Source organism: Rahnella sp. P4_A8 (assembly GCF_056402435.1).
On the sequence record NZ_JBFUHK010000017.1, the window covers coordinates 32938 to 55957 of the forward strand.

Sequence of the window (23020 nt, forward strand, 5' to 3'; positions counted from 1 at the left end):
TCTGCGCGTTGCGCCCCTGGATCAGCAGACAGGGCATAACTGAGCTGACTCACTTTTTGAATTTAATGTGACCTTAAAAAGGAAGTCAGACATGTCAGAGCAACGCACGTGGATCAAAAATCCGCTGGCGGTTTTTACCGCCAACTCACTGGATGCCCGTGGCGGCATCGTCACTGAAGGGCAGAAAATTGCTGAGTTGCTGACCGCGGGTCAGCCACCTTCGCAGCCGGTAGATCATATTTATGATGCCTCCGAGTCTGTACTGCTGCCGGGGCTGATTAACACTCATCATCATTTTTATCAGACGCTGACCCGGGCCTGGGCGCCCGTGGTCAACGTGCCGTTATTCCCGTGGCTGAAAAAACTTTATCCCGTCTGGGCGCGTTTAGGGCCGGAGGCGCTGGGTCTGGCAAGCCGCGTCGCAATGGCTGAACTGTTGCTCTCCGGTTGCACTACCACCACTGACCACCATTATCTTTTCCCGCAGGGCATGGAGGAGGCGATCGATGTGCAGGTGGGCGTCGTGCGTGAGCTGGGCATGCGTGCGTTACTGACGCGCGGCTCGATGAGTCTCGGCGAGGAGCAGGGCGGTTTGCCGCCGGAACAGACGGTCCAGTCGGGCGAGGTGATTTTGCAGGACAGCCAGCGCCTGATTGACCGCTATCATCAGCGCGGTGAGGGCGCGTGGATGCAGATTGCACTGGCACCTTGCTCGCCGTTTTCGGTCACCACCGAAATTATGCGTGAGAGCGCCAGACTGGCGCAGCGGGAAGACGTCCGGCTGCATACGCATCTGGCGGAAACGCTGGATGAAGAACAGTTTTGCCTGAAAATGTTTGGTCTGCGTACAGTCGATTATCTGGAAAGCGTTGGCTGGCTGAGTGACCGGACATGGCTGGCACACGGTATTCACTTTAACGACGACGAAATCCGCCGTCTGGGCGCGGCGGGCACCGGTATCTGTCATTGTCCGGTGTCGAATATGCGGCTGGCTTCCGGTATGTGCCCGACGCGGGATCTGGAGGCCGCTGGCGTGCCGATTGGTCTGGGCGTTGACGGTTCGGCGTCGAATGACGCATCAAACCTGATGTATGAAGCGCGACAGGCGCTGTATCTGCAACGTCTGAAATACGGGGCGGAATATGTCACGCCGGAGCGAGTGCTGGGCTGGGCGACGCGCGGTTCGGCGAAGCTTATCGGTCGCGATGATATCGGGCAGATTGCCGTGGGCAAACAGGCTGATCTGGCGCTGTTTAAACTCGATGAATTACGTTTCAGCGGCAGTCATGATCCGGTTGCCGCGCTGCTATTGTGTGGTGCGGAAAAAGCCGATCGGGTGATGATCGGCGGGAAATGGCGGGTGACTGACGGTGAAATTGTCGGCATGGATATCCGCTCGCTGATATCTCAGCATCGCAAAGCCGCAGCGGCGCTGATCGCCGATCTGTAAACTCAGTCTGTCATCCTGAGACGTAAAAAAGGGCAGAAGAGTCTGCCCTTTTGCTGTTCTCTTTTCTCTTACAAATCGCCCGGTGAGCGCGAACTGTTTCCGCTGCGGCCACTTCCGCTGCTGCTGGTAAAGGTCGCGTTATTGCCATTTTGCGCGCGGTGCAGTGTTTCCATGCGCACCTGGAATGGCGGGAATGGCAGTGTAATGCCGTGCTCGCGGAATCCAGCCAGGATCAGTTGGTGAATTTCATGGCGAAGCGGCATACGGTGCGCCATTTCAGCGGCATGCATACGCAGCTCGAAAATCTGAATCCCTTGCTGGAGATCCACCAGATAGGCTTCCGGCGCAGGCATATCAAGCACCAGCGAACAGCGATGCGCAGCGTTGAGCAGAATTTCTGTCACTTCTTCACTGTTGGCTTCCGACGGTGCAGGCACGGTTAGCACCACACGCGTGACGGAATCCGACAGCGACCAGTTGATGAACTGCTCGGTGATAAAGGCCTTGTTCGGCACTATAATCTCCTTGCGGTCCCAGTCAGCGATCGTCGTGGCACGGGTGTTGATCCTGGTGATACTGCCGGTCAGGTTGCGGATCGTTACGGTATCGCCGATACGGATCGGTTTTTCAAACAGGATAATCAGGCCGGAAATAAAGTTAGCGAAGATCTCCTGCAAACCGAAGCCGAGACCGACACCGAGTGCCGCCACCAGCCATTGCAGTTTTGCCCACTCGATCCCGATCAGCGAGAAACCGGTCAGGCCGCCAATCAGCAGCAATACGTATTTGGTGACGGTCAGTACGGCATAGCCGGTACCCGGCGTCAGATCCAGATGTTGCAGTAGCGCCAGTTCCAGCAATGCGGGCAGATTACGCACCAGTTGCGTGGTGATAATCAGCACCAGAATGGCGATCAGCACCGATCCGAGGGTGATCGGCTGCATGCTTTCCACCCCCTGAACCGTAGACGCAACCTGCCAGAGATGAATATTTTCCAGGAAAGAGAAGGCCGAGTGGATTTCAGACCACAGGAAGATCACCGAGATCAGCGCGATCAACGTCAGCAGAGAACGCACCAGCCGCAGCGACTGGGCAGAGATGGCATCCAGATCCACCACCGGTTCCTCAATCTCGACCGTGCCTTCATTGCTGGTGCTGATCTGATGGCCATCTTCCTCACCACGGGCGCGTTGATTCAGCATTTCCGCACGGCGCTGCTTGGCGCGTTCGAAGGCGATACGACGTCGCTGAATCAGCATCCAGCGGCGGATAATGTGATAAATCACCAGCAACACGAACCAGATGGCGACCGAGGTTTCCAGGCGGGCCAGCAGCGCCTGTGAGGTCGCGAGGTAGCCCATCAGTGAAGCCAGCGCAGCGACAATCGGTGCGCCCAGCAGCATCCACCACAGCGTCTTGTTAATGATGTTTTCGCTGTTGCCTTTTTTATCGTGATACAGCGGAATGCCCGCGCGTTTCAGGCTATTGGTGACCAGTGCGACCACCAGACACAGAATCACGAAGCACAGACGTCCCAGCGTATTAGAGAACTCGCGATCGTTGAGATTATCGAAGGTAATCAGCGCCATAATGAGCGGCACCAGCACCCAGATCGACAGCGCGTAATAGCGCAGTGCCCTTGACACCGCACGCTGCGGCCAGCCGAAGTGTGCCACAAACAATCCCTGAGGATGTGCCAGCGCGGCACTGACCATAAACGCCCACAGGATTGGCAACGTCGCGGTGACGCCATCGCCGATCGCCACCGCAATCGGATACGGCCAGGCACTTTGCAGCCCGAATCCCAGCGCGGCCCACAGCACAGGTAACGGCATCGCCACCAGAATTGACCAGAACACGGTACGCAGGGTCAGCGAGAAATGATCCTGCGTGACTTTGCCGACTTTACTGCTGGCACGTTCCAGAAATGCATAATAGTGCTTGCGGGAACTGATGCTGATAATCACCAGAATCAGTGCGCCAAACAGCGGCAACAGTGTTTCTTTGCTGGTGACCATCATCATCGACGCGCCGCCAAGCTGGCTGAGCGAATCCAGCGAGACCAGCCGTTTCAGGTCATGCGCGACCTGCACCGGGTAAGAAATGCCGATGGCGCTGACGTCTGCCACCCAGAACAGATAACGGTGGGCGGCGTCATGTACGTCATTCAGCGCCTCCACCAGTTGGCTGTTTGCCACTTTCAGCTTGGTCAGTTCAAGAATTTGGGTATCGCAACCCGAGAGCAGGGAATTGAGCAAATCACGTTGCGTCCGCAGCTGCGCATCCAGAATTTTTTGCTGATCTGTGGTGAGCGGTTTGCCATCGTCCTGCCGCGCCTGACGGTAAATAGCCTGCTTATCCAGCAAATCTTCATAGTGCAGACGCTGAACGCGCAACTGGCCCATATCGCGGTCAAGCTGTTGCGGTTTTGGCATATCCGGCAGACGCGCAACCTGCGCCCTCAGGGTTTCGCCAAGTAAATTAGACGCGCCAAGCCACTGCGCCTGTTCGCGAATGGTATTAATCGCCTGACGTACCTGCTGAGTCTGTGCAGCGGCCTGACGTTGTTGAGAGGAAATCAGGTCCATCCGCTGCGCCTGCTGATTCAGCGCCAGCGACAACTCGCGGTTTGCCTGTAACTGCTGACTGATCGAGTGTGGCAACTCGCCACTCTGTTCGGCCAGCAGCTCGGTTTTTTCCAGCGCCTGTTCGGCTTCCTGCTGACGTTGATTATTCAGCGTGTTGCGTAAAACCTGTAATTGCTGATCAAGAAAATCGGCGCGCTTTTTGTAGAGATCGGTGCGCATCCGCGACAGTTCCTGCCGGTTATTGGCAGAAAGCTGAGCCAGTTCCAGTTCATCCACCTTCGCTTTGCGCGCTGCGGATTCGGCCTGAAGCGCGCTGAGTTGCGCCTGCGCCAGGTGTGAGGAGGTGGCCGCCGCTGTCGCCGCCTGTATGCGCTGATCGATGTCGCTCAGCGCGTTGCGGGCTTCGGATTGCTGTTGCGGGATCAGACTTAGTGAGTCGCTGATGTCACGGGAACGATCCTGCTCCTGACGTAACTGGCGGGTTTCTTCCAGTTGCTGGCTGCTGACTTGCAGAATTTGCTGCTCGAGCTGAGCGGCTGAGATGCTGTTATCCAGCGCGGGTGGCTTGTCAGGCTGATTTCGCAATTCCTGGCGCAGGGCCTGCGTCAGTTTTGGAAAATCATCAATGACCTTTTGATATTCCGCCGTGCGCCCGGCTGAAACACTGGCTTCATTCAGCCAGTTGAGTGCGCTTTGCAGCGCCTCAACCACCTGCGTCTGATTGGCCATTTCTTTGTTGGCTTCCGCCTGTTTCAGCTCCTGTTTGAGCTGATCTTCAGTCGGGGCTGCACCCGCCATCAATGGCAGGGACAGCAGTAAACTCATCAGCAGGGCGGGGATCAGGCGCACTCGGTCACATCCTTTTTCTCAGTTCTTTTCGTCTGTTCAGGGCGAACTTAATAATCTTTCGGGACTTGTGGTTCAGCCGTTGCCACACCAGCAGGTGTTTCTGTTGCTACAGGTACTTCTGTTGCTGGTGCTTGCGCGTCAGTTGTTGCGGGTGCCGCTGCGCGCAGCGCTTCAGCGAACGGTTCGCCCATGCGGGTCACGGTGCCATTGCTCAGATTCGGCATGAAGCGAATTTGTTTAGCGGCAAACAGGTTGATCACCGTAGAACCCAGTTTGAAACGGCCCATTTCCTGACCTTTTTCCAGCGCGATGGCACCTTCTTCGCCCGCCGCCGGATAGGTCCAGCGTTTGATAATGCCTTCGCGTGGTGGTGTGACACAGCCGGCCCAGACGGTTTCAATGCTGCCGACAATCGTTGCGCCGACCAGAATCTGCACCATCGGCCCGAATTCAGTATCAAAGACGCAGATGACGCGTTCGTTACGGGCGAACAGATTTGGCACATTCGCGGCGGTCAGCGGGTTGACGGAGAACAAATCACCCGGCACATAAATCATTTCGCGCAGCACGCCGTCACACGGCATATGCACGCGGTGATAATCCCGTGGTGCCAGATAAATGGTGGCGAACTGGCCGTCTTTGAACTGCTCAGCCAGCAGATAGTTACCCGCCAGCAGCGCTTCTAAACTGTAGAAATGACCTTTAGCCTGGAACAGCTTGCCATCGGTAATTGCCCCTAACTGGCTAACTGCGCCGTCGGCTGGCAGGCAAAGCATATCCAGACCGCTGACGACCGGACGTGCGCCATCGCGCAGCGGACGCACGAAGAATTCGTTAAATGTGGTGTAAGATTTGAGATCCGGGTTTTGCGCTTCTTTCATGTCGACGTTATAAAAACGCGCAAACGCTTTGATCACCCAATGGGTCAGCGTGGCCGCACGTTTGTCCGCGCCCCAGCCAGCAAGACGGGTCAGTCCTTGTTTAGGAAGTAAGTATTGCAGTTTGATTTTGATACTGTCCAGCACGGGGAAAACCTCTTGGATGGTATGAATGACCGGCGTTACCGGTCATTTTGCAGGAGACCCTGAAATCAGTTCAGGGTCACGCAGTGTTGTATGGCGGAGGATTGTAACGGGGTGAAATCAACGGTTCAACTTCCGTTAACCTCACCCGTTTGCCATTAACATGTTAATTCAATTAATTAGCATTACAGCGTGTCGAAGTTTTTACGTGTTTTTACGTCTTCCATGCTTTCCAGAATGCGGTGGTAGTTGTCGAAACGTTCTTCGGCTATTTCACCCCGGTCTACGGCGTCACGGATTGCACAGCCCGGATCGCTGCCGTGTTTGCAGTCACGGAATTTGCAGTAGCCAAGGAAAGGACGGAATTCGACAAAGCCCTGGGTGATTTGCTCTGGCGCAAGGTGCCATAAGCCGAATTCACGCACGCCCGGGGAGTCGATGACGTCGCCGCCATGCTGGAAGTGATACAGACGCGCTGCGGTGGTGGTGTGCTGACCCAGGCCTGAGTTATCAGAGACTTCATTCACCAGAATTTGTTTTTCATCCGGTGGCAGCAGGGCGTTCAGCAGGCTGGATTTGCCTACGCCTGACTGGCCGGCAAAAATACTGATGCGGTCAGTCAGCGCCTTTTCAAACGCAGGCATGCCTTCGCCGGTCTGGCTCGACACTTCGAGTACGCGATAATTGATATTGCGGTAGATATCCATCATGCCCTGAACGAATTTACGGCCTTCGTCGTCGAGCAGATCGATTTTATTGAGCACAATCAGCGGCTCAACTTCAACGGTTTCGCACGCCACCAGATAACGGTCAATAATATTGAGCGACAGCTCCGGCAGAATGGCGGAGACAATGACGATCTGGTCAATGTTTGCGGCAATGGGTTTGACGCCATCATAGAAATCAGGGCGTGTCAGAACGGAAGTTCGTTCGTGGACCGCCTCGACGATACCTTTCACACTGGTATTTTCCCCGGCGCGCCATACAACGCGGTCACCGGTGACCAGAGAACGGATGGTACGGCGGATATTGCAACGGTGCTGGCTGCCGTCGGCCGCTTCAACGTCCGCATGCATCCCGAAACGGCTGATGACAACGCCGTCCTGCGGTTCGCCATGCAGAGAATCGTCCAGCTCTTTTCGTTTGTCGGTCTGTGTCAGACGACGCTGATGGTTAGTCTGAACGCGACGTTGTTGCCCTTTAGACAGTTTTGACTTAGTCACTGCGCCTCACTTGACTGGCTTTAATCGCTCGGTGCGACCAAAACGACTATGATACCAGCTATTTTATAGTAATTGCCCGAATGACGGAGATCTCCGTCAACTCTCTACTTTGTAACAGGACACATCATGGCTGCAAATGACTCGAACTTAATTTGGATCGACCTGGAAATGACCGGTCTGGATCCTGAACGTGACCGCATTATTGAGATTGCCACGCTGGTGACGGACGCGCATCTGAACATTCTGGCCGAAGGGCCGGTGATGGCGGTGCATCAGTCTGATGCTCAGCTGGCGCTGATGGATGACTGGAATGTGCGTACGCACACCGGCAGCGGTCTGGTGGATCGCGTCAAAGCCAGCCCGTTTGATGACAATGCAGCCCAGCAAAAAACTATCGAGTTCCTGCGCGAGTGGGTTCCGGCGGGGAAATCGCCGATTTGCGGCAACAGCGTCGGGCAGGACCGACGTTTCCTGTTTAAGTATATGCCGGAGCTGGAAGAGTATTTCCATTACCGTTACCTGGATGTCAGCACGCTGAAAGAACTGGCGCGTCGCTGGAAGCCGGAAGTGCTGGCCGGTTTTAAAAAGCAAAATACCCATCAGGCCCTGGATGATATCCGTGAATCCGTCGCTGAATTAGCCTACTACCGCGAACATTTTATTAATCTCCAGAATAACTGAAATCTTTTTTATTGCGCTGCGGAGCACGAAATCACCGTGTTTCGCTGATTAATTCATCTCTTTGATGTTTTAATCAACACTTGAACGAAAAATTCATTTTTTTGCTTTCAGGGGCTTGCGGCTAAAAGGATTTCTCGTATAATGCGCACCCCGTACCGATGAAGAATTTCGTTGAGTGCGCAGAGCGGGAATAGCTCAGTTGGTAGAGCACGACCTTGCCAAGGTCGGGGTCGCGAGTTCGAGTCTCGTTTCCCGCTCCAAATTTTTAAGTTACGTAGATTCAAAGATTTAAGCCGTAAAAAGCAGTGCCATGCGACGCGGGAATAGCTCAGTTGGTAGAGCACGACCTTGCCAAGGTCGGGGTCGCGAGTTCGAGTCTCGTTTCCCGCTCCAAAGTTTCAAAGGCTGTACATTTATAGCAAATGCCAGTACAGCAGATGTCAGACATCTCAATGCGGGAATAGCTCAGTTGGTAGAGCACGACCTTGCCAAGGTCGGGGTCGCGAGTTCGAGTCTCGTTTCCCGCTCCAGTTTTCTTCTTCAGTTCAAAATCATTTCTTAACGCTTTCTTCCTGCATTTTCTGTGCATAAATGACGTGATCATTACACGATTTGTAGTAATGTTTTAAACAGACTTATCCACAGGTTTAGTTGTTTTTTTACACTGTCTGTTTTTTGCGCCCGCCATATTGCCAAAATATAACTTGTTGATTTAAATCAATATAAATTTATAAAGAAACGTTATGACGATCACTTGCTCTTTTTTTTGCACTTGATTGGCAAAGCATTTTTATTTTTATGCACAGAAAATATCGCTTTTCTCATGCATTGCTTTGGGGAATGGTTATGCATCCCTTGGCAAACCCTTTTCCACTGCGCGGATCAGGCGTTTTTGCTGTGAAGTTTGCACTTCTATCCGATGTTCATTCCTTCTTTCTGTCTGCTGTGCGATTGCCCAATTGATATGTTCATCCAGCAACGCATTTTCCCCTTCCCGCGACTGTAAGGCATTAAGCACGTCTTCCGAATAGGGCGCATTGCCCAGCGCCACTGCAATATTGCGCAGCCAGCGCAGATGTCCGATACGCCGGATCGGCGAACCTTCCGTGATACGCAAAAATTTTTCTTCCGCCCAGCTAAACAATTCAATCAGCTCTGGTGCATGCAGCGCGGCGCGCGGGCTGAAATCTTCTTCATCCGTCAGTTGCGAATAGCGATTCCAGGGGCAAATCAGCTGGCAATCATCGCAGCCGTAGATACGGTTACCCATCAGCGCGCGGAATTCTTCCGGTATTGCGCCTTCCAGCTCAATGGTCAGATAGGAAATACAGCGGCGGGCATCGACGGTATAAGGCGCAACAATGGCACCGGTCGGGCAAGTGGTGATGCAGGCCACGCACTTTCCGCATTTCTCTTCCTGCGGCTGATCGACAGGCAGGGGCAAATCAATCAGTAGTTCGCCAAGAAAGAACCATGAACCGGATTCACGGTTAAGAATGAGTGAGTGTTTACCAACCCAGCCAAGACCGGCTTTCGCCGCCAGCGGGCGTTCCATCACGGGGGCGGAATCGACAAAAGGGCGGAAGGTGACGGTCTGATCAGCATGTTCAGTACAATGCGCCTGAATCATATCGCCAAGTTTTTTCAGGCGCTGGCGCAAGACTTTGTGATAGTCACGTCCAAGGGCATAGCGGCTGACGTAGCCGAGTTGAGGATTATTCAGGATTTTGGCAAAGGCCGCTTTGGCGGGTAAATAATTCATGCGCACGCTGATCACCCGCAATGTGCCGGGCAGAAGTTCATGCGGCCGTGCGCGTAACATGCCGTGGCGCGCCATCCATTCCATTTCGCCATGATATTGTTTATCAAGCCAGTCTTGCAGTTTAGGCTCTTCGGCAGATAAGTCTGTATCGCAGATGCCAACCTGCTGGAAGCCTAGCGATTGGCCCCATTGCTTGATATGTTGAGCCAGTTGAACGAGATCGAGAGGGAGTGTCATGACGAACCAACGTGAAAAACGAAACGAGGCGAGTTTACCACATTCTGTGTTTTCTGCTGACTGGCTGCGACAGGCTGAACGCCAGGCGGCGCAGGAAACGGGGATTTCTCTGTTTACACTGATGCAACGTGCGGCAAAAGCCGCTTTTTTACTGGCGCAGCGTGAGTTTCCGCAAACCCGCCACTGGCTGATTTTGTGTGGCCACGGTAATAACGGTGGCGACGGTTTTGAAGTTGCGCGTCTGGCGAAAACTGCAGGCATAAGCGTGACGCTGCTGGCCGTGGCAGGCAGCAAGCCGCTGCCAGAAGAGGCAGAAACAGCGCGGCAGGATTGGCTGAAAAGCGGCGGCACGGTTAACCCTGCGGACTTTGCATGGCCGCAGGACGCTGATCTGATTATCGATGGTTTGCTTGGCACCGGTTTATCTTCCGCGCCGCGAGCACCTTATGACGGGCTGATTGAAGCCATGAACTCGGCGTCTTTGCCTGTCATCTCTTTAGATATCCCTTCCGGTCTTGATGCGCAAACAGGTCAGACTGCGGGGAAGGCGGTTCACGCCACGCATACGATAAGTTTCATCGCCCTGAAACCCGGTTTACTGACCGGGCTGGCGCGCGACTACACCGGCAAATTACACTGCGATGCGCTGGGGCTGGAAAGCTGGCTGGGCGGGCATCTTGCTCCCCTACAACGGCTGGATGCGTCACAATTAGGCGCATGGCTGCACCCGCGTCGCCCTTGTTCTCACAAGGGCGAACACGGGCGTTTGCTGGTAGTGGGCGGCGATACCGGTTTTGCGGGGGCGATCCGCATGGCTTCGGAAGCCGCGTTGCGAAGCGGGGCCGGACTGGTGCGAGTACTCACTCACAAAGAAAATACCGGACCGTTACTGACCGCGAGACCTGAGCTGATGGTGCAGGAACTCACCGCAGAGTCGCTCGATGAAGGGCTTGAATGGGCGGATGTGTTAGTTATCGGCCCCGGTCTGGGTCAGAAAGAATGGGGCAAACAGGCGGTAGAACGCGCAGAAAATTGGGATAAACCGGCCTTATGGGACGCTGATGCGCTTAACCTGCTGGCAATCAATCCGCGGAAACGGCAAAATCGTGTGCTGACGCCCCATCCGGGCGAAGCGGCACGTTTGTTAGGTTGCAGCGTGAACGAAATTGAAAGTGACCGCTTACTTTCAGCGAAGAAACTCACGGAGCGATATGGCGGCGTGGTGGTGCTCAAAGGTGCCGGCACTCTGATTGCCAGTGAGCGTGGCGAGATGGCGGTCGCGGATGTCGGCAATGCCGGTATGGCATCCGGCGGCATGGGCGACGTACTTTCTGGTATTATCGGCGGCCTGCTGGCTCAGAAACTGAATAGTTATGATGCGGCCTGCGCGGGCTCAGTAGTGCATGGTGCTGCCGCAGACGAAATTGCCCACCGGCAGGGAACGCGCGGTATGCTGGCAACTGATCTTTTAGCGGTGATTGCCCCGTTAGTTAATCCAGACCTGAAGAAATAGATATCACTGAATGAATCAACTTAATATCTCTTTACCCGACGAAGCGGCAACGTTGCAACTAGGTGCTTCCCTGGCGAAAGCCTGTGAAGGTTCAACGGTTATCCATCTTTATGGCGATCTGGGAGCCGGTAAAACAACCTTTAGCCGGGGATTTCTTCAGGCATTAGGGCATCAGGGCAATGTGAAAAGCCCGACCTACACGCTGGTTGAGCCTTATCAGCTGGAAAAGATTGCCGTGTATCATTTTGATTTATATCGCCTTGCTGATCCGGAAGAACTGGAGTTTATGGGGATCCGCGATTATTTCGCACAGGACGCTATTTGTCTGGTGGAATGGCCACAGCAGGGGGCAGGTGTGTTGCCAGAACCGGATATTGAACTGACGCTGGATTATTCCCTGACCGGTCGCACCGCGAAGCTGGTGGCGGTTTCTGAATCTGGCATAAAATTGCTGCATCGTGTTCAACAGCAAGGATGATCACGCGATGAACTCACGTTTTACCTCTCTTTATATTTCAGCCGCGATGTTGTTATCGACGCTGATATTGTTTGCTGTGCTCGCCTCACCGGTTTTTGCAGCAGGCATGAAAAACATCAATGTTTCCAACGGTGCCACGCAATCTACCGTTACGATTACATTTGATGGCTCACCGGATTACTCTTTTTTCCCTCTGCACAACCCTGAACGCGTAGTGATGGATATCCGTCAGGACGGCGTGATGAAAGGCTTGCCGTTGAATTTCAACGGTCAGAATCTGGTGACGCGTGTGCGTGCCAGTACGCCGCCCAATGCGCAGAGTCAGCGTCTGGTATTTGAACTGAATCAGAAAGTCAGAACCAACGCCACCAAACAAAAAGACGGCGGCCAGTACACCGTGGTGCTGACCATGAACGCCTCTGCTCCGGCACGTCAGCGTGCACCGGTTGCCGTGGCGACCAACACGCCATCGCCAAATGCGGGCAAAATGATTACGCCTTCCGAAAAATCAAACCCGTTTACCAATGATCAGACTAAAGTCGTAGCTACTACGGTGGCGCCGGATAACTCACGCTCTTCTACCGTGTCGACCAGTGACAGCAGGATAATTGTCGCGATTGACGCCGGTCATGGCGGGCAGGATCCGGGCGCAATTGGCGCGGGCGGGCTGAAAGAAAAAAATGTCACCATCTCTATCGCCCGTAAATTACAGGCGATTCTGAATGCCGACCCGATGTTCCAGCCGGTCTTGACCCGCGACGGTGATTACTTTATTTCCGTCATGGGACGTTCCGATGTGGCGCGTAAGAAAAACGCTAATGTGCTGGTTTCCATTCACGCAGATGCCGCGCCAAGCCGCAGCGCACGTGGTGCATCAGTCTGGGTGCTGTCGAACCGTCGTGCTAACAGCGAAATGGGTAACTGGCTGGAGCAGCACGAGAAACAATCAGAACTGCTCGGCGGCGCCGGGGATGTGCTGGCGAATACCGCTTCAGACCCGTATCTCAGTCAGGCAGTGCTGGATTTACAGTTCGGTCATTCACAACGTGTGGGTTATGACGTCGCGACCCGTGTTCTGCGCGAACTGCGATCCGTTGGCTCTTTGCATAAAGCGAAGCCTGAGCACGCCAGTTTAGGCGTGTTGCGTTCGCCGGATATTCCTTCCCTGCTGGTGGAAACCGGCTTTATCAGTAATTCAACTGAGGAGCGGCTGCTGGGCAGCAGCGCGTACCAGGATAAAATTGCGAGGGCTATCCACATCGGCCTGCGTAATTATTTCCAGTCGCATCCGATACAAAACGGCCCAAAGGTCGAAAACCGTCCGCTGCTGGCCTCATCAGCAGCGGCGGCAGACAGTAGTGCGACAACCCGCTCTGCCGTGAGTCAACCGGGTCCGATTGAAGTGACTGCCGGGGCAGCCGGTGCCACGCAGATCCATAAAGTGACACGGGGTGAAACCCTGACCGGGATCGCGAACAGCTATGGCACGACAAATGCGGCACTGCGCGACCTCAATAAGTTGAAAAAAGACGGCGTCTGGGTCGGCCAGCGATTGAAAGTCCCTGCGGGAACCCGCACATCTTCAATAGCCGCAGCACCGGATTCGACAGCAAAAACGGCGAAGAAACCCGCGAAACATAAAGTGAAACGCGGCGATACGCTGTCGGCGATCGCCAGTAAATATGGTGTCAGCATGAACGACATCAGAACCGCAAATCATATGAAGTCTGGCGAGGTACAGCTCGGCCAAACCTTAACTATTCCACAGTCATAGGCGGGAATAACCGTCTGCCACAGGAGCCGCTATGCCGATCAAGGTACTGCCGCCGCAACTTGCTAACCAGATAGCAGCGGGCGAAGTTGTCGAAAGACCGGCTTCCGTGGTGAAGGAACTGGTGGAAAACAGCCTTGATGCGGGCGCGACGCGTATTGATATTGATATCGATCGCGGTGGCGCCAAGCTTATCCGCATTCGCGACAACGGCTGCGGGATTGGCAAAGACGATCTGGCGCTGGCGCTGGCACGTCATGCCACCAGTAAAATCACCTGTCTTGATGATCTGGAAGCAATCCTGAGCCTCGGATTTCGCGGCGAAGCGCTGGCCAGTATCAGCTCGGTATCGCGCCTGATTCTGACATCGCGCACCGCAGAGCAGAATGAAGCCTGGCAGGCCTATGCTGAAGGGCGGGATATGGCGGTGACGGTCAAACCGGCGGCGCATCCGCAAGGCTCGACGGTTGAAGTGCTGGATCTGTTTTACAATACGCCCGCCCGCCGTAAATTCATGCGCACTGAGAAAACCGAATTCACCCATATCGATGAAGTTGTCCGGCGAATTGCGCTGGCGCGCTTTGACGTTTCCGTCAATCTCAGCCACAACGGCAAACTCATCCGTCAGTATCGCGCGGTGAAAGACCGTTCACAGTTCTCCCGCCGTCTGGCCAGTATTTGTAGCCCGGCGTTTGTCGAGCACGCACTGGAAGTGGAATGGAGCCACGGTGATCTGGCGATCCGTGGCTGGGTCGCCGATCCGGCGGGTTCGCGCAGTCTGACAGATATGCAGTATTGCTATGTGAACAACCGCATGATGAAAGATCGCCTGATTAATCACGCGATCCGCCAGGCGTATCAGGATCAGCTCAAAGATGATCAGCAGCCCGCGTATGTGCTTTATCTGGATGTCGATCCGCATCAGGTGGATGTGAATGTGCATCCGGCAAAACACGAGGTGCGTTTCCATCAGTCGCGGCTGGTACATGATTTTATTTATCAGGCGGTGATGTCCGTATTGCAGCAGGCCGGGGCACCCGTTCTTGACGAGCCACAGCTTCAGGAAGATACGCCGCGCTGGCAGCAGGAAAATCGTCAGGCGGCGGGTGGCAATCATTTCTCGCAGCCGGCAGAACGCAAAGTGCCGGCATCGCGGGAAAACAATTCCCCGCGCGAAAATGTGTTTCCTGAAACTGCCCGCGCCAGCCAGCCACGTGAATCTGCTTATCGCAGCACGGAACCCGCTTACAATCCTTCAGAAAGCAAAGCTTACGGACGTTTGTTGCAGCCCGCGCCGGAGTCGTTTTCCTTACAGGAACCGGCACCTGCTGTGGCACAGCCCGCTAAGCCCGCCGTTTCAGTGGCCCGTACACTGACGGAACCGGCGCTGGAATCACACAGCCAGAGTTTCGGGCGCGTGCTGACGGTATGTTCCGCGGAATATGCGTTACTGGAGCGCGGCAAACAACTGGTGTTGCTGGCGTTACCGGTGGCCGATCGCTGGCTGAAATGGGCGCAGCTGACACCACCCGAAGAAGGATTGCGGCCGCAGCCGTTATTAATTCCGCTGAAGCTGACAATGCAGAAAGAAGAGACCGCCGTGCTGGCGCGCCATCAGGCGTTATTACAGCATTTTGGTTTAGAAATGCTCAGTGAGTCACAGCGTGTGACGGTTCGCGCGGTACCTTTACCATTACGCCAACAAAATTTACAAAAGTTGATACCTGATCTGTTAGGTTACCTTGCTGTTCAGCAGGAGGTGACTTCTGATGCGGTAGCTATGTGGTTTGCCCGCCACTGCGGCTGCGAGCATGAGGTCTGGACGATTTCGCAAGCCATACAATTACTCACGGATGTTGAGCGTCTTTGCCCGCAATTGGTGAAATCGCCCCCGTCCGGCCTCCTGCAACCTCTTGATTTACAGTCCGCGCTGGCGGCTTTTAAGCATGACTGATTCTGAAAACAACGCACTTCCCCCGGCAATCTTTATTATGGGGCCGACCGCCTCCGGTAAAACAGCATTGGCGATGTCGCTGCTGAAACACCTGCCTGTCGAGCTTATCAGTGTCGATTCCGCCCTGATTTATCGCGGGATGGATATCGGCACGGCGAAACCCACGGCAGAAGAGCTGGCTGAAGCACCGCACCGGTTGATTAATATTCTTGACCCGACGGTGGCTTATTCGGCGGCTGACTTTCGTCGAGACGCATTACGCGAAATGGCAGAAATAACCTCGCGCAATAAGATCCCGTTATTGGTAGGTGGGACTATGCTTTATTTCAAGGCATTGCTTGAAGGTCTTTCCCCTTTGCCACCTGCTGATCCTGTCGTGCGCGAGCGTATCGAAAAGCAGGCTGCAGAACAGGGTTGGGAGGCGTTACATGACCAGTTGCGCAAAATAGATCCCGTTGCGGCTATGCGAATTCATCCGAATGATCCACAGAGACTGTCCAGAGCACTGGAAGTTTTTTTTATTTCGGGTAAAACTTTAACGGAACTGACTAAAATTTCGGGTGAAACATTACCCTATCGCGTACATCAGTTTGCGATTGCGCCGACCCGCCGGGAATTATTACATGCGCGGATCGAGGAACGTTTTAGTCAGATGTTGTCCAATGGTTTTGAAGACGAAGTCAGAACGCTGATAGCCCGGGGCGATTTGCATACAGATTTGCCTTCCATTCGTTGTGTGGGTTATCGCCAGATGTGGTCATATTTGTCTGGTGAATTCGATTACGATGAAATGGTTTATCGTGGTGTTTGCGCGACACGACAGCTGGCCAAACGTCAGATGACCTGGTTGCGAGGTTGGGAGAGTGTCGAATGGCTCGATTCTGAGAAGCCAGAAGAGGCCTTAAACCGTGTAATTCAGGTTGTTAGTGCATAGGTTGGGTGATTGTGTACAATTGATCAGTACTCAGCGCGCAAATTTTTTATGTGATTTATTTTCGAGCCGATAGGCTCAAAGTTACAAACAACAAACTAATAAGGAAAAGATAGAATGGCTAAGGGGCAATCTTTGCAAGATCCGTTCCTGAACGCATTGCGTCGTGAACGTGTTCCGGTTTCTATTTACTTGGTGAATGGTATTAAGCTGCAAGGCCAGATTGAGTCTTTTGACCAGTTTGTCATTCTGTTAAAAAATACGGTTAGCCAGATGGTGTATAAACACGCTATCTCCACCGTAGTGCCTTCCCGCCCGGTGTCACACCATAGCAATAATCCAGGTTCGGGCAGCACCAACAATTATCACCAAGGTAGCACTCCGTCTGCGCAACAGCCGCAGCAGGAAAACGATGACGCTGAATAAAGCGCAACGTTGGTCAACCACGAAGGGGTTCATAAGTATTCCGATTATGCTTATGCACCCCCGGCTGGCGAATTTTTCCCAAATGAGAGGTCGCAAGCTTGTTTGACCGTTATGAAGCCGGTGAGCAGGCCGTACTGGTTCATATCTATTTCTCGCAGGACAAAGACACGGAAGACCTGAGCGAATTTGAATCGCTGGTATCTTCTGCAGGTGTAGAGGCGTTGCAAGTCGTCACCGGGAGCCGCAAGGCACCGCACCCAAAATACTTTGTCGGTGAAGGAAAGGCCCAAGAAATCGCAGATGCCGTCAAAGCAACGGGCGCCTCTGTCATCCTGTTTGATCACGCCTTGTCTCCCGGCCAGGAAAGAAACCTGGAAGCCTTATGCGAATGTCGAGTTGTCGACCGCACCGGATTGATATTAGATATTTTTGCCCAGCGGGCCCGAACACATGAAGGTAAGTTACAAGTAGAACTGGCGCAATTACGCCACATTGCTACCCGACTGGTTCGCGGCTGGACGCACCTTGAGCGGCAGGGCGGCGGCATTGGCGCGCGTGGCCCAGGTGAAACCCAGCTCGAAACTGACCGCCGCTTGCTGCGGGACAGAATCACTTTGATCCTCAGCCGTCTTGAAAAAGTGGCTAAGCAGCGTGAACAGGGTCGTCGTTCACGCGTTCGTGCGGATATTCCGACGGTGTCTTTGGTTGGGTATACCAACGCCGGGAAATCCACACTCTTTAACCGTATTACTCAGGCCGATGTCTACGTGGCCAATCAGTTGTTTGCTACGCTGGATCCTACGCTGCGCCGTATTATAGTGGCAGATGTCGGGGAGACGGTTTTGGCGGACACCGTAGGGTTTATTCGTCACCTGCCCCATGATTTGGTTGCGGCTTTTAAAGCAACGTTGCAGGAAACCCGACAGGCATCTCTGTTACTCCATGTGATTGATGCAGCGGACATCCGTGTTCAGGAAAATATTGACGCGGTGAATACGGTGCTGGCAGAGATCGAAGCAGATGAAATTCCTGCGCTGTTAGTGATGAACAAAATAGATATGCTGGATGACTTTGTTCCGCGTATCGACCGCAACGAGGAGAATTTGCCGGTCAGGGTCTGGCTCTCAGCCGTGACAGGTGAAGGTATTCCGTTGCTTTTCCAGGCATTAACGGAGCGACTCTCTGGCGAGATTGCGCAGCATGAATTGTGCTTACCGCCGGAAGCAGGCCGACTTCGTAGCCGTTTTTACCAGCTTCAGGCCATTGAAAAAGAATGGATTGAAGAGGATGGCAGTATTGGTCTGATGGTGCGAATGCCCATCGTTGACTGGCGTCGCCTCTGCAAACAAGAGCAGGAACTGGAAAGCTATGTCCGCAACCAGAGTCTGTCTGATTTGGCCTGAAGAACACCAATCATAGAATAATGGAGCTATAACATGGCGTGGAATCAGCCCGGTAATAACGGACAGGACCGCGACCCCTGGGGCAGCAGCAATAATAATAGCGGCAACTCTGGTGGAAATTCTGGTGGAAATAACGACAACAAAGGTGGCCGCAATCAGGGGCCACCTGATCTGGATGATATCTTCCGTAAGCTCAGCAAAAAGCTGGGGGGCTTCGGTGGAAAAGGTTCAGGCAACAACAATAACAGCAACAATGGCGCACCAACGGGTTCCGGTCATGGGATGAGTGGTGGCCGGATTGTTGGCATCGCGGTCGCAGCGGTGGTGGTGATCTGGGCAGCAACGGGTTTCTATACCATTAAAGAAGCCGAGCGTGGCGTTGTGACTCGTTTTGGTAAGTTCAGCCATCTGGTTGAGCCTGGCCTGAACTGGAAACCGACCTTCATCGATCAAGTTCGTGCAGTAAACGTAGAATCGGTACGTGAACTTGCTGCGTCTGGTGTAATGCTGACGTCTGATGAGAACGTTGTGCGCGTTGAAATGAACGTGCAGTATCGCGTGACGGATCCTGAAGCTTATCTGTTCAGCGTCGCCAACCCTGACGACAGCCTGAGCCAGGCGACTGACAGCGCATTACGTGGCGTTATCGGCAAATACACGATGGATAAAATCCTGACGGAAGGCCGTACTACCGTGCGTAGCGATACCCAGCGTGTACTGGAAGAAACTATTCGTCCGTACAAAATGGGTATTACCATTCAGGACGTCAACTTCCAGACCGCGCGTCCGCCGGAAGAAGTGAAAGCTTCCTTCGATAACGCGATCGCCGCCCGTGAAAGAGAACAACAGTCTATTCGTGAAGCAGAAGCTTACGCGAACCAGATTCAGCCTCTGGCAAACGGTGAAGCACAGCGCTTACTGGAAGATGCTAAAGCCTATAAAGATCGTACGGTTCTGGAAGCGCAGGGTGAAGTGGCCCGTTTCTCCAAACTGTTACCTGAATATAAAGCCGCGCCGGAAATTACCCGCGAGCGTCTGTATATCGAAACCATGGAAAAAGTCCTCAGCCACACCCGTAAAGTGCTGGTGAGTGATAAAGGGAATAACCTGATGGTCTTGCCGCTGGATCAAATGCTGCGTGGAAATAACGCAGCAGCCAACGACACCAGCAAAAATGATGAAACAGGTTTGTTGCCTTCCGTTCCAGGTTTAACCAGCAGTAACAGTAAAAGCAGTGCCGATAACAGCAGTTCCCGTTCGTCTGGCAGTGTCATGGACCAGCGCCGTGCAAATGCACAGCGTGACGATACACTTCGCGTAGGGAGAGAATAACAATGCGTAAGTCATTTTTACTTATCGTCGTTGTGGTGCTGGTGGCGCTTTATGCTTCACTGTTTGTTGTTCAGGAAGGTCAGCGCGGTATTGTGCTGCGCTTTGGTAAAGTCCTGCGTGACAGCGATAATAAACCGCTGGTGTATGCGCCGGGCCTGCATTTTAAAGTTCCATTCGTGGAATCCATTAAAATGCTCGACGCGCGTATCCAGACCATGGATAACCAGGCTGACCGCTTCGTCACCAGCGAGAAGAAAGACTTAATCGTCGATTCTTACCTGAAATGGCGTATCAGTGATTTCAGCCGCTACTACCTGGCAACAGGCGGTGGTGATGTATCTCAGGCAGAAATTCTGCTGAAACGTAAATTCAGTGACCGTCTGCGTTCTGAAATTGGTCGTCTTGATGTGAAAGATATCGTGACCGATTCCCGTGGCCGTCTGACGCTGGATGTGCGTGATGCCCTGAACACCGGTAGCGTAGGCGATGAGCCTGAAGCGACCACCGAAGCCGATGATGCGATTGCCTCTGCAGCAAAACGTGTTGAGCAGGAAACCAAAGGTAAACAACCTGCGGTGAACCCGAACAGCATGGCGGCATTGGGGATCGAAGTGGTGGATGTACGTCTGAAACAAATCAACTTGCCGGAAGAAGTGTCCAGCGCGATTTACGATCGTATGCGTGCTGAGCGTAATGCGGTGGCATTGCGTCACATCTCTCAGGGTAAAGAAGAGGCGACCAAAATTCAGGCTGCTGCGGATTACGAAAGAACCCGTACTGTTGCTGAAGCAGAGCGTACTGCCCGTATCACCCGCGGTGAAGGAGATGCCGAAGCGGCGAAACTGTTTGCTGATGCGTTCAGCCAGGATCCTGACTTCTACGCATTCATCCGTAGCCTGCGTGCTTACGAGGCCAGCTTTAAGAGCGGCAACGACGTCATGGTGTTAAGCCCTGACAGCGATTTCTTCCGCTTTATGAAGTCACCTGAAAAAAATAAATAATTGCTTCTGCAATTTCCAAAAGGCCCTTCAGGGGCCTTTTGTCTTTTCTGAAATCCTTCTTTCTTTTTAGGGAAGGGATGTAATGAGAACGATTCATCATGAATGCGACAATCTGGCTGGCGCTGGCCTTAGTTTTGGTTCTTGAAGGCCTGGGGCCGATGCTTTATCCAAAAACATGGCGAAAAATGATCCTCTCGCTGGCGAATCTTCCGGACACGGTTTTACGCCGTTTTGGTGGGGGTCTTGTGGTCGCAGGCTTCGTAATTTACTACATGTTGCGTAGTCGTCTGGGTGGATGAGGGTTTGTTACGCCGGGCTTGTCACGTCTCGCTGAGACCGGTAGCACGCAATTAAAATTTTTCCCGCAAACGTGTGCTAAAAGTGCTGGAAAGCACAGAATGAGATGTTAGAATCCTTTTTTAAGCAACCTGGTGATTCTTGAGATGGGTAAGAACGTCGTCGTACTCGGCACTCAATGGGGTGATGAAGGAAAAGGCAAGGTCGTAGACCTGCTTACTGAACGGGCTAAATATGTTGTGCGCTATCAGGGCGGTCACAACGCCGGTCACACTCTGGTTATCAACGGTGAAAAAACCGTTCTTCATTTAATTCCTTCTGGCATTCTGCGTGAAAACGTGACCAGCATCATCGGCAACGGTGTTGTACTGGCGCCTGACGCGTTGATGAAAGAAATGGGCGAACTTGAAGCTCGTGGCATCCCTGTACGCGAACGTCTGTTACTGTCTGAAGCTTGCCCGCTGATCCTGCCTTATCATGTCGCACTCGACATGGCGCGCGAAAAAGCGCGTGGCGATAAAGCGATCGGCACCACCGGTCGTGGCATCGGTCCGGCTTATGAAGATAAAGTAGCCCGTCGCGGTCTGCGCGTAGGCGATCTCTTCAACAAAGAAACTTTCGCTATCAAGCTGAAAGAAATCATCGAATACCATAACTTCCAGCTGGTGAACTACTACAAAGTAGAAGCCGTTGATTTCCAGAAAACGTTGGATGATGTGATGGCGATTGCCGACATCCTGACCGCAATGGTTGTTGACGTCTCTGAGCTGCTGGATGGCGCGCGTAAGCGTGGCGATCTGATCATGTTCGAAGGCGCGCAAGGCACGCTTCTGGACATCGACCACGGGACTTATCCGTACGTAACCTCTTCCAACACCACTGCTGGCGGCGTCGCTACCGGTTCAGGTATTGGTCCACGTTATGTTGATTATGTGCTCGGCATCGTGAAAGCCTACTCTACCCGCGTGGGTGCAGGTCCGTTCCCGACTGAACTGTTTGATGAAACCGGCGAGTTCCTGCGCAAGCAAGGTAACGAGTTTGGCGCGACCACTGGCCGTAGCCGTCGTTGTGGCTGGCTGGACATCGTGGCGGTTCGCCGCTCTGTGCAGATCAACTCCCTGTCTGGTTTTTGTCTGACTAAACTGGATGTGCTGGACGGTCTGAAAGAAGTGAAGCTGTGTGTCGGTTACCGCATGCCTGATGGCCGTGAAATGACGACTACACCGCTGGCTGCTGAAGGCTGGGAAGGTATCGAGCCAATCTACGAAATCATGCCCGGCTGGACCGAAACCACCTTTGGGGTGAAAGAAGTCGAAAACCTGCCGCAGGCAGCGCTTAACTATATCAAGCGTATCGAAGAGCTGACTGAAGTGCCGGTTGATATTATCTCTACTGGCCCGGATCGTAGCGAAACGATGATTCTGCGTGACCCGTTTGATGCATAACAGTCAGAGCTGATTGTGTAAAAACGTCATAACCGGGCAAAATTGCCCGGTTTATTTTTTTCTGAATCCCTTCACTTGTTTACTTTCCATAAACCATCCACTATCTAAATGATTAGCTGCAAAGTTCGCGGCTGGTTTATCATCAAAGTGTCATAATAAACAATCATCTTCACCCTGTTGTCATTGCTGGTGTGGAAAGACCGGGTAATAGCTACCCAGAGGTATGTGTGCAGTTAACGAGTTTTACTGATTATGGTTTGAGAGCGTTGATTTATATGGCTTCGTTGCCTGACGATCAGATGACCAACATTTCGCAGGTCACCGAGGTTTACGGTGTATCGCGCAACCACATGGTGAAAATCATTAATCAGTTGAGCCGTGCTGGTCTGGTCACTGCCGTTCGCGGAAAGAACGGAGGTATTAAACTGGGCAAGCCCGCAGAGACCATTCGCATTGGCGACGTGGTGCGCGAACTGGAACCTCTTTCGCTGGTCAATTGCGCCAGCGACTTTTGTCACATCACGCCTGCATGCCGACTAAAACAAGTCCTGCACACTGCTGTAGAACATTTTCTTGATGAGCTGAATCAGTACACTCTGGCCGATATGGTCAAAGACAACTCAACGCTCTATAAATTATTGCTTGTTGAATGAAAGA

18 protein-coding genes and 3 tRNA genes are annotated in these 23020 nt (G+C 53.3%); 17 read left to right on the forward strand and 4 right to left on the reverse strand.

The genetic code is table 11. From position 1 onward, the window contains the following. Positions 1–91: 91 nt before the first annotated feature. A complete protein-coding gene (locus tag AC1DUO_RS11465; protein ID WP_119261154.1) occupies positions 92–1450 on the forward strand; it encodes an 8-oxoguanine deaminase in 1359 nt (452 codons plus the stop codon). A gap of 68 nt (positions 1451–1518) precedes the next feature. Here the strand turns inward: AC1DUO_RS11465 and mscM are convergent, their stop codons facing one another. From mscM to rsgA, 3 genes are all read right to left on the reverse strand, one after another. After that, the gene (mscM, locus tag AC1DUO_RS11470) at positions 1519–4887 is read right to left on the reverse strand and encodes a miniconductance mechanosensitive channel MscM (protein WP_119261155.1); all 3369 of its coding nucleotides are present in this window, start codon (positions 4885–4887) and stop codon (positions 1519–1521) included. A gap of 47 nt (positions 4888–4934) precedes the next feature. Further along, a complete protein-coding gene (gene asd / locus AC1DUO_RS11475; protein WP_119261156.1) occupies positions 4935–5912 on the reverse strand; it encodes an archaetidylserine decarboxylase in 978 nt (325 codons plus the stop codon). Between the two features lie 182 nt (positions 5913–6094). Continuing rightward, positions 6095–7132 (reverse strand): small ribosomal subunit biogenesis GTPase RsgA, encoded by a 1038-nt coding sequence (gene rsgA / locus AC1DUO_RS11480; RefSeq protein WP_013573755.1) that lies wholly within the window; start codon positions 7130–7132, stop codon positions 6095–6097. A gap of 126 nt (positions 7133–7258) precedes the next feature. Between rsgA and orn the strand changes: the two genes are divergently transcribed. The 4 genes from orn to AC1DUO_RS11500 all read left to right on the forward strand — a co-directional run bounded on the left by orn (position 7259) and on the right by AC1DUO_RS11500 (position 8343). After that, positions 7259–7813 carry an oligoribonuclease gene (orn, locus tag AC1DUO_RS11485; protein ID WP_014411558.1) on the forward strand — a complete coding sequence of 185 codons (555 nt, stop codon included), beginning with the start codon at positions 7259–7261 and terminating at the stop codon, positions 7811–7813. A gap of 184 nt (positions 7814–7997) precedes the next feature. Beyond that, positions 7998–8073: transfer RNA gene (locus AC1DUO_RS11490), tRNA-Gly, on the forward strand. A 57-nt stretch (positions 8074–8130) separates the two neighbouring features. Continuing rightward, positions 8131–8206 (forward strand) — tRNA-Gly (locus AC1DUO_RS11495). 61 nt (positions 8207–8267) lie between these two features. After that, a tRNA-Gly gene (locus tag AC1DUO_RS11500) sits at positions 8268–8343 on the forward strand. A gap of 314 nt (positions 8344–8657) precedes the next feature. Here AC1DUO_RS11500 and queG read toward each other — a convergent pair. Beyond that, positions 8658–9812: a tRNA epoxyqueuosine(34) reductase QueG gene (queG, locus tag AC1DUO_RS11505; protein WP_014411559.1), complete on the reverse strand. Its 1155-nt coding sequence runs from the start codon at positions 9810–9812 to the stop codon at positions 8658–8660. On the opposite strand from queG, the gene nnr reads away from it, so the two are divergent. The 12 genes from nnr (at position 9811) to nsrR (ending at position 23016) form a co-directional block, all read left to right on the forward strand. After that, complete coding sequence (gene nnr / locus AC1DUO_RS11510; RefSeq protein ID WP_119261157.1) at positions 9811–11325, forward strand: bifunctional ADP-dependent NAD(P)H-hydrate dehydratase/NAD(P)H-hydrate epimerase; 1515 nt, start codon at positions 9811–9813, stop codon at positions 11323–11325. The two genes, queG and nnr, sit on opposite strands and share 2 nt — an antisense overlap. Before the next feature lie 10 nt (positions 11326–11335). After that, positions 11336–11803 (forward strand): tRNA (adenosine(37)-N6)-threonylcarbamoyltransferase complex ATPase subunit type 1 TsaE, encoded by a 468-nt coding sequence (gene tsaE / locus AC1DUO_RS11515; RefSeq protein ID WP_013573759.1) that lies wholly within the window; start codon positions 11336–11338, stop codon positions 11801–11803. A 7-nt stretch (positions 11804–11810) separates the two neighbouring features. Continuing rightward, on the forward strand, positions 11811–13577 hold the full coding sequence (gene amiB / locus AC1DUO_RS11520; RefSeq protein WP_119261158.1) for an N-acetylmuramoyl-L-alanine amidase AmiB: 1767 nt from the start codon (positions 11811–11813) through the stop codon (positions 13575–13577). A 31-nt stretch (positions 13578–13608) separates the two neighbouring features. Continuing rightward, the gene (mutL, locus tag AC1DUO_RS11525) at positions 13609–15528 is read left to right on the forward strand and encodes a DNA mismatch repair endonuclease MutL (protein WP_037034274.1); all 1920 of its coding nucleotides are present in this window, start codon (positions 13609–13611) and stop codon (positions 15526–15528) included. Continuing rightward, the gene (gene miaA, locus AC1DUO_RS11530) at positions 15521–16462 is read left to right on the forward strand and encodes a tRNA (adenosine(37)-N6)-dimethylallyltransferase MiaA (protein ID WP_013573762.1); all 942 of its coding nucleotides are present in this window, start codon (positions 15521–15523) and stop codon (positions 16460–16462) included. Before mutL ends, miaA begins: the two co-directional genes overlap by 8 nt. Before the next feature lie 114 nt (positions 16463–16576). Beyond that, entirely contained in the window at positions 16577–16885 is a 309-nt protein-coding gene (gene hfq / locus AC1DUO_RS11535; protein WP_013573763.1) for an RNA chaperone Hfq, read from the forward strand. 98 nt (positions 16886–16983) lie between these two features. Next, a complete protein-coding gene (hflX, locus tag AC1DUO_RS11540) occupies positions 16984–18288 on the forward strand; it encodes a ribosome rescue GTPase HflX (protein WP_013573764.1) in 1305 nt (434 codons plus the stop codon). 33 nt (positions 18289–18321) lie between these two features. Further along, positions 18322–19620, forward strand: coding sequence for an FtsH protease activity modulator HflK (hflK, locus tag AC1DUO_RS11545; RefSeq protein ID WP_013573765.1), 1299 nt, complete (start codon positions 18322–18324; stop codon positions 19618–19620). A gap of 2 nt (positions 19621–19622) precedes the next feature. Then, entirely contained in the window at positions 19623–20621 is a 999-nt protein-coding gene (hflC, locus tag AC1DUO_RS11550; RefSeq protein WP_013573766.1) for a protease modulator HflC, read from the forward strand. 98 nt (positions 20622–20719) lie between these two features. Continuing rightward, positions 20720–20920, forward strand: a complete 201-nt coding sequence (locus AC1DUO_RS11555; RefSeq protein ID WP_013573767.1) for a DUF2065 domain-containing protein — start codon at positions 20720–20722, stop codon at positions 20918–20920. Between the two features lie 144 nt (positions 20921–21064). After that, entirely contained in the window at positions 21065–22363 is a 1299-nt protein-coding gene (locus AC1DUO_RS11560) for an adenylosuccinate synthase (protein ID WP_013573768.1), read from the forward strand. Positions 22364–22590: 227 nt separating this feature from the next. Beyond that, positions 22591–23016, forward strand: coding sequence for a nitric oxide-sensing transcriptional repressor NsrR (gene nsrR, locus AC1DUO_RS11565; protein ID WP_013573769.1), 426 nt, complete (start codon positions 22591–22593; stop codon positions 23014–23016). The last annotated feature ends 4 nt before the right edge of the window (positions 23017–23020 follow it).

What these genes read in the sequence shown, in the direction of transcription:
- mutL (WP_037034274.1), top strand. Translation starts at nt 13,609, where the DNA reads ATGCCGATCAAGGTACTGCCGCCGCAACTTGCTAACCAGATAGCAGCG.
- hfq (WP_013573763.1), top strand. Translation starts at nt 16,577, where the DNA reads ATGGCTAAGGGGCAATCTTTGCAAGATCCGTTCCTGAACGCATTGCGT.
- hflC (WP_013573766.1), top strand. Translation starts at nt 19,623, where the DNA reads ATGCGTAAGTCATTTTTACTTATCGTCGTTGTGGTGCTGGTGGCGCTT.
- AC1DUO_RS11560 (WP_013573768.1), top strand. Translation starts at nt 21,065, where the DNA reads ATGGGTAAGAACGTCGTCGTACTCGGCACTCAATGGGGTGATGAAGGA.
- AC1DUO_RS11555 (WP_013573767.1), top strand. Translation starts at nt 20,720, where the DNA reads ATGAATGCGACAATCTGGCTGGCGCTGGCCTTAGTTTTGGTTCTTGAA.
- hflK (WP_013573765.1), top strand. Translation starts at nt 18,322, where the DNA reads ATGGCGTGGAATCAGCCCGGTAATAACGGACAGGACCGCGACCCCTGG.
- tsaE (WP_013573759.1), top strand. Translation starts at nt 11,336, where the DNA reads ATGAATCAACTTAATATCTCTTTACCCGACGAAGCGGCAACGTTGCAA.
- AC1DUO_RS11465 (WP_119261154.1), top strand. Translation starts at nt 92, where the DNA reads ATGTCAGAGCAACGCACGTGGATCAAAAATCCGCTGGCGGTTTTTACC.
- miaA (WP_013573762.1), top strand. Translation starts at nt 15,521, where the DNA reads ATGACTGATTCTGAAAACAACGCACTTCCCCCGGCAATCTTTATTATG.
- nnr (WP_119261157.1), top strand. Translation starts at nt 9,811, where the DNA reads ATGACGAACCAACGTGAAAAACGAAACGAGGCGAGTTTACCACATTCT.
- orn (WP_014411558.1), top strand. Translation starts at nt 7,259, where the DNA reads ATGGCTGCAAATGACTCGAACTTAATTTGGATCGACCTGGAAATGACC.
- amiB (WP_119261158.1), top strand. Translation starts at nt 11,811, where the DNA reads ATGAACTCACGTTTTACCTCTCTTTATATTTCAGCCGCGATGTTGTTA.
- queG (WP_014411559.1), bottom strand. Translation starts at nt 9,812, where the DNA reads ATGACACTCCCTCTCGATCTCGTTCAACTGGCTCAACATATCAAGCAA.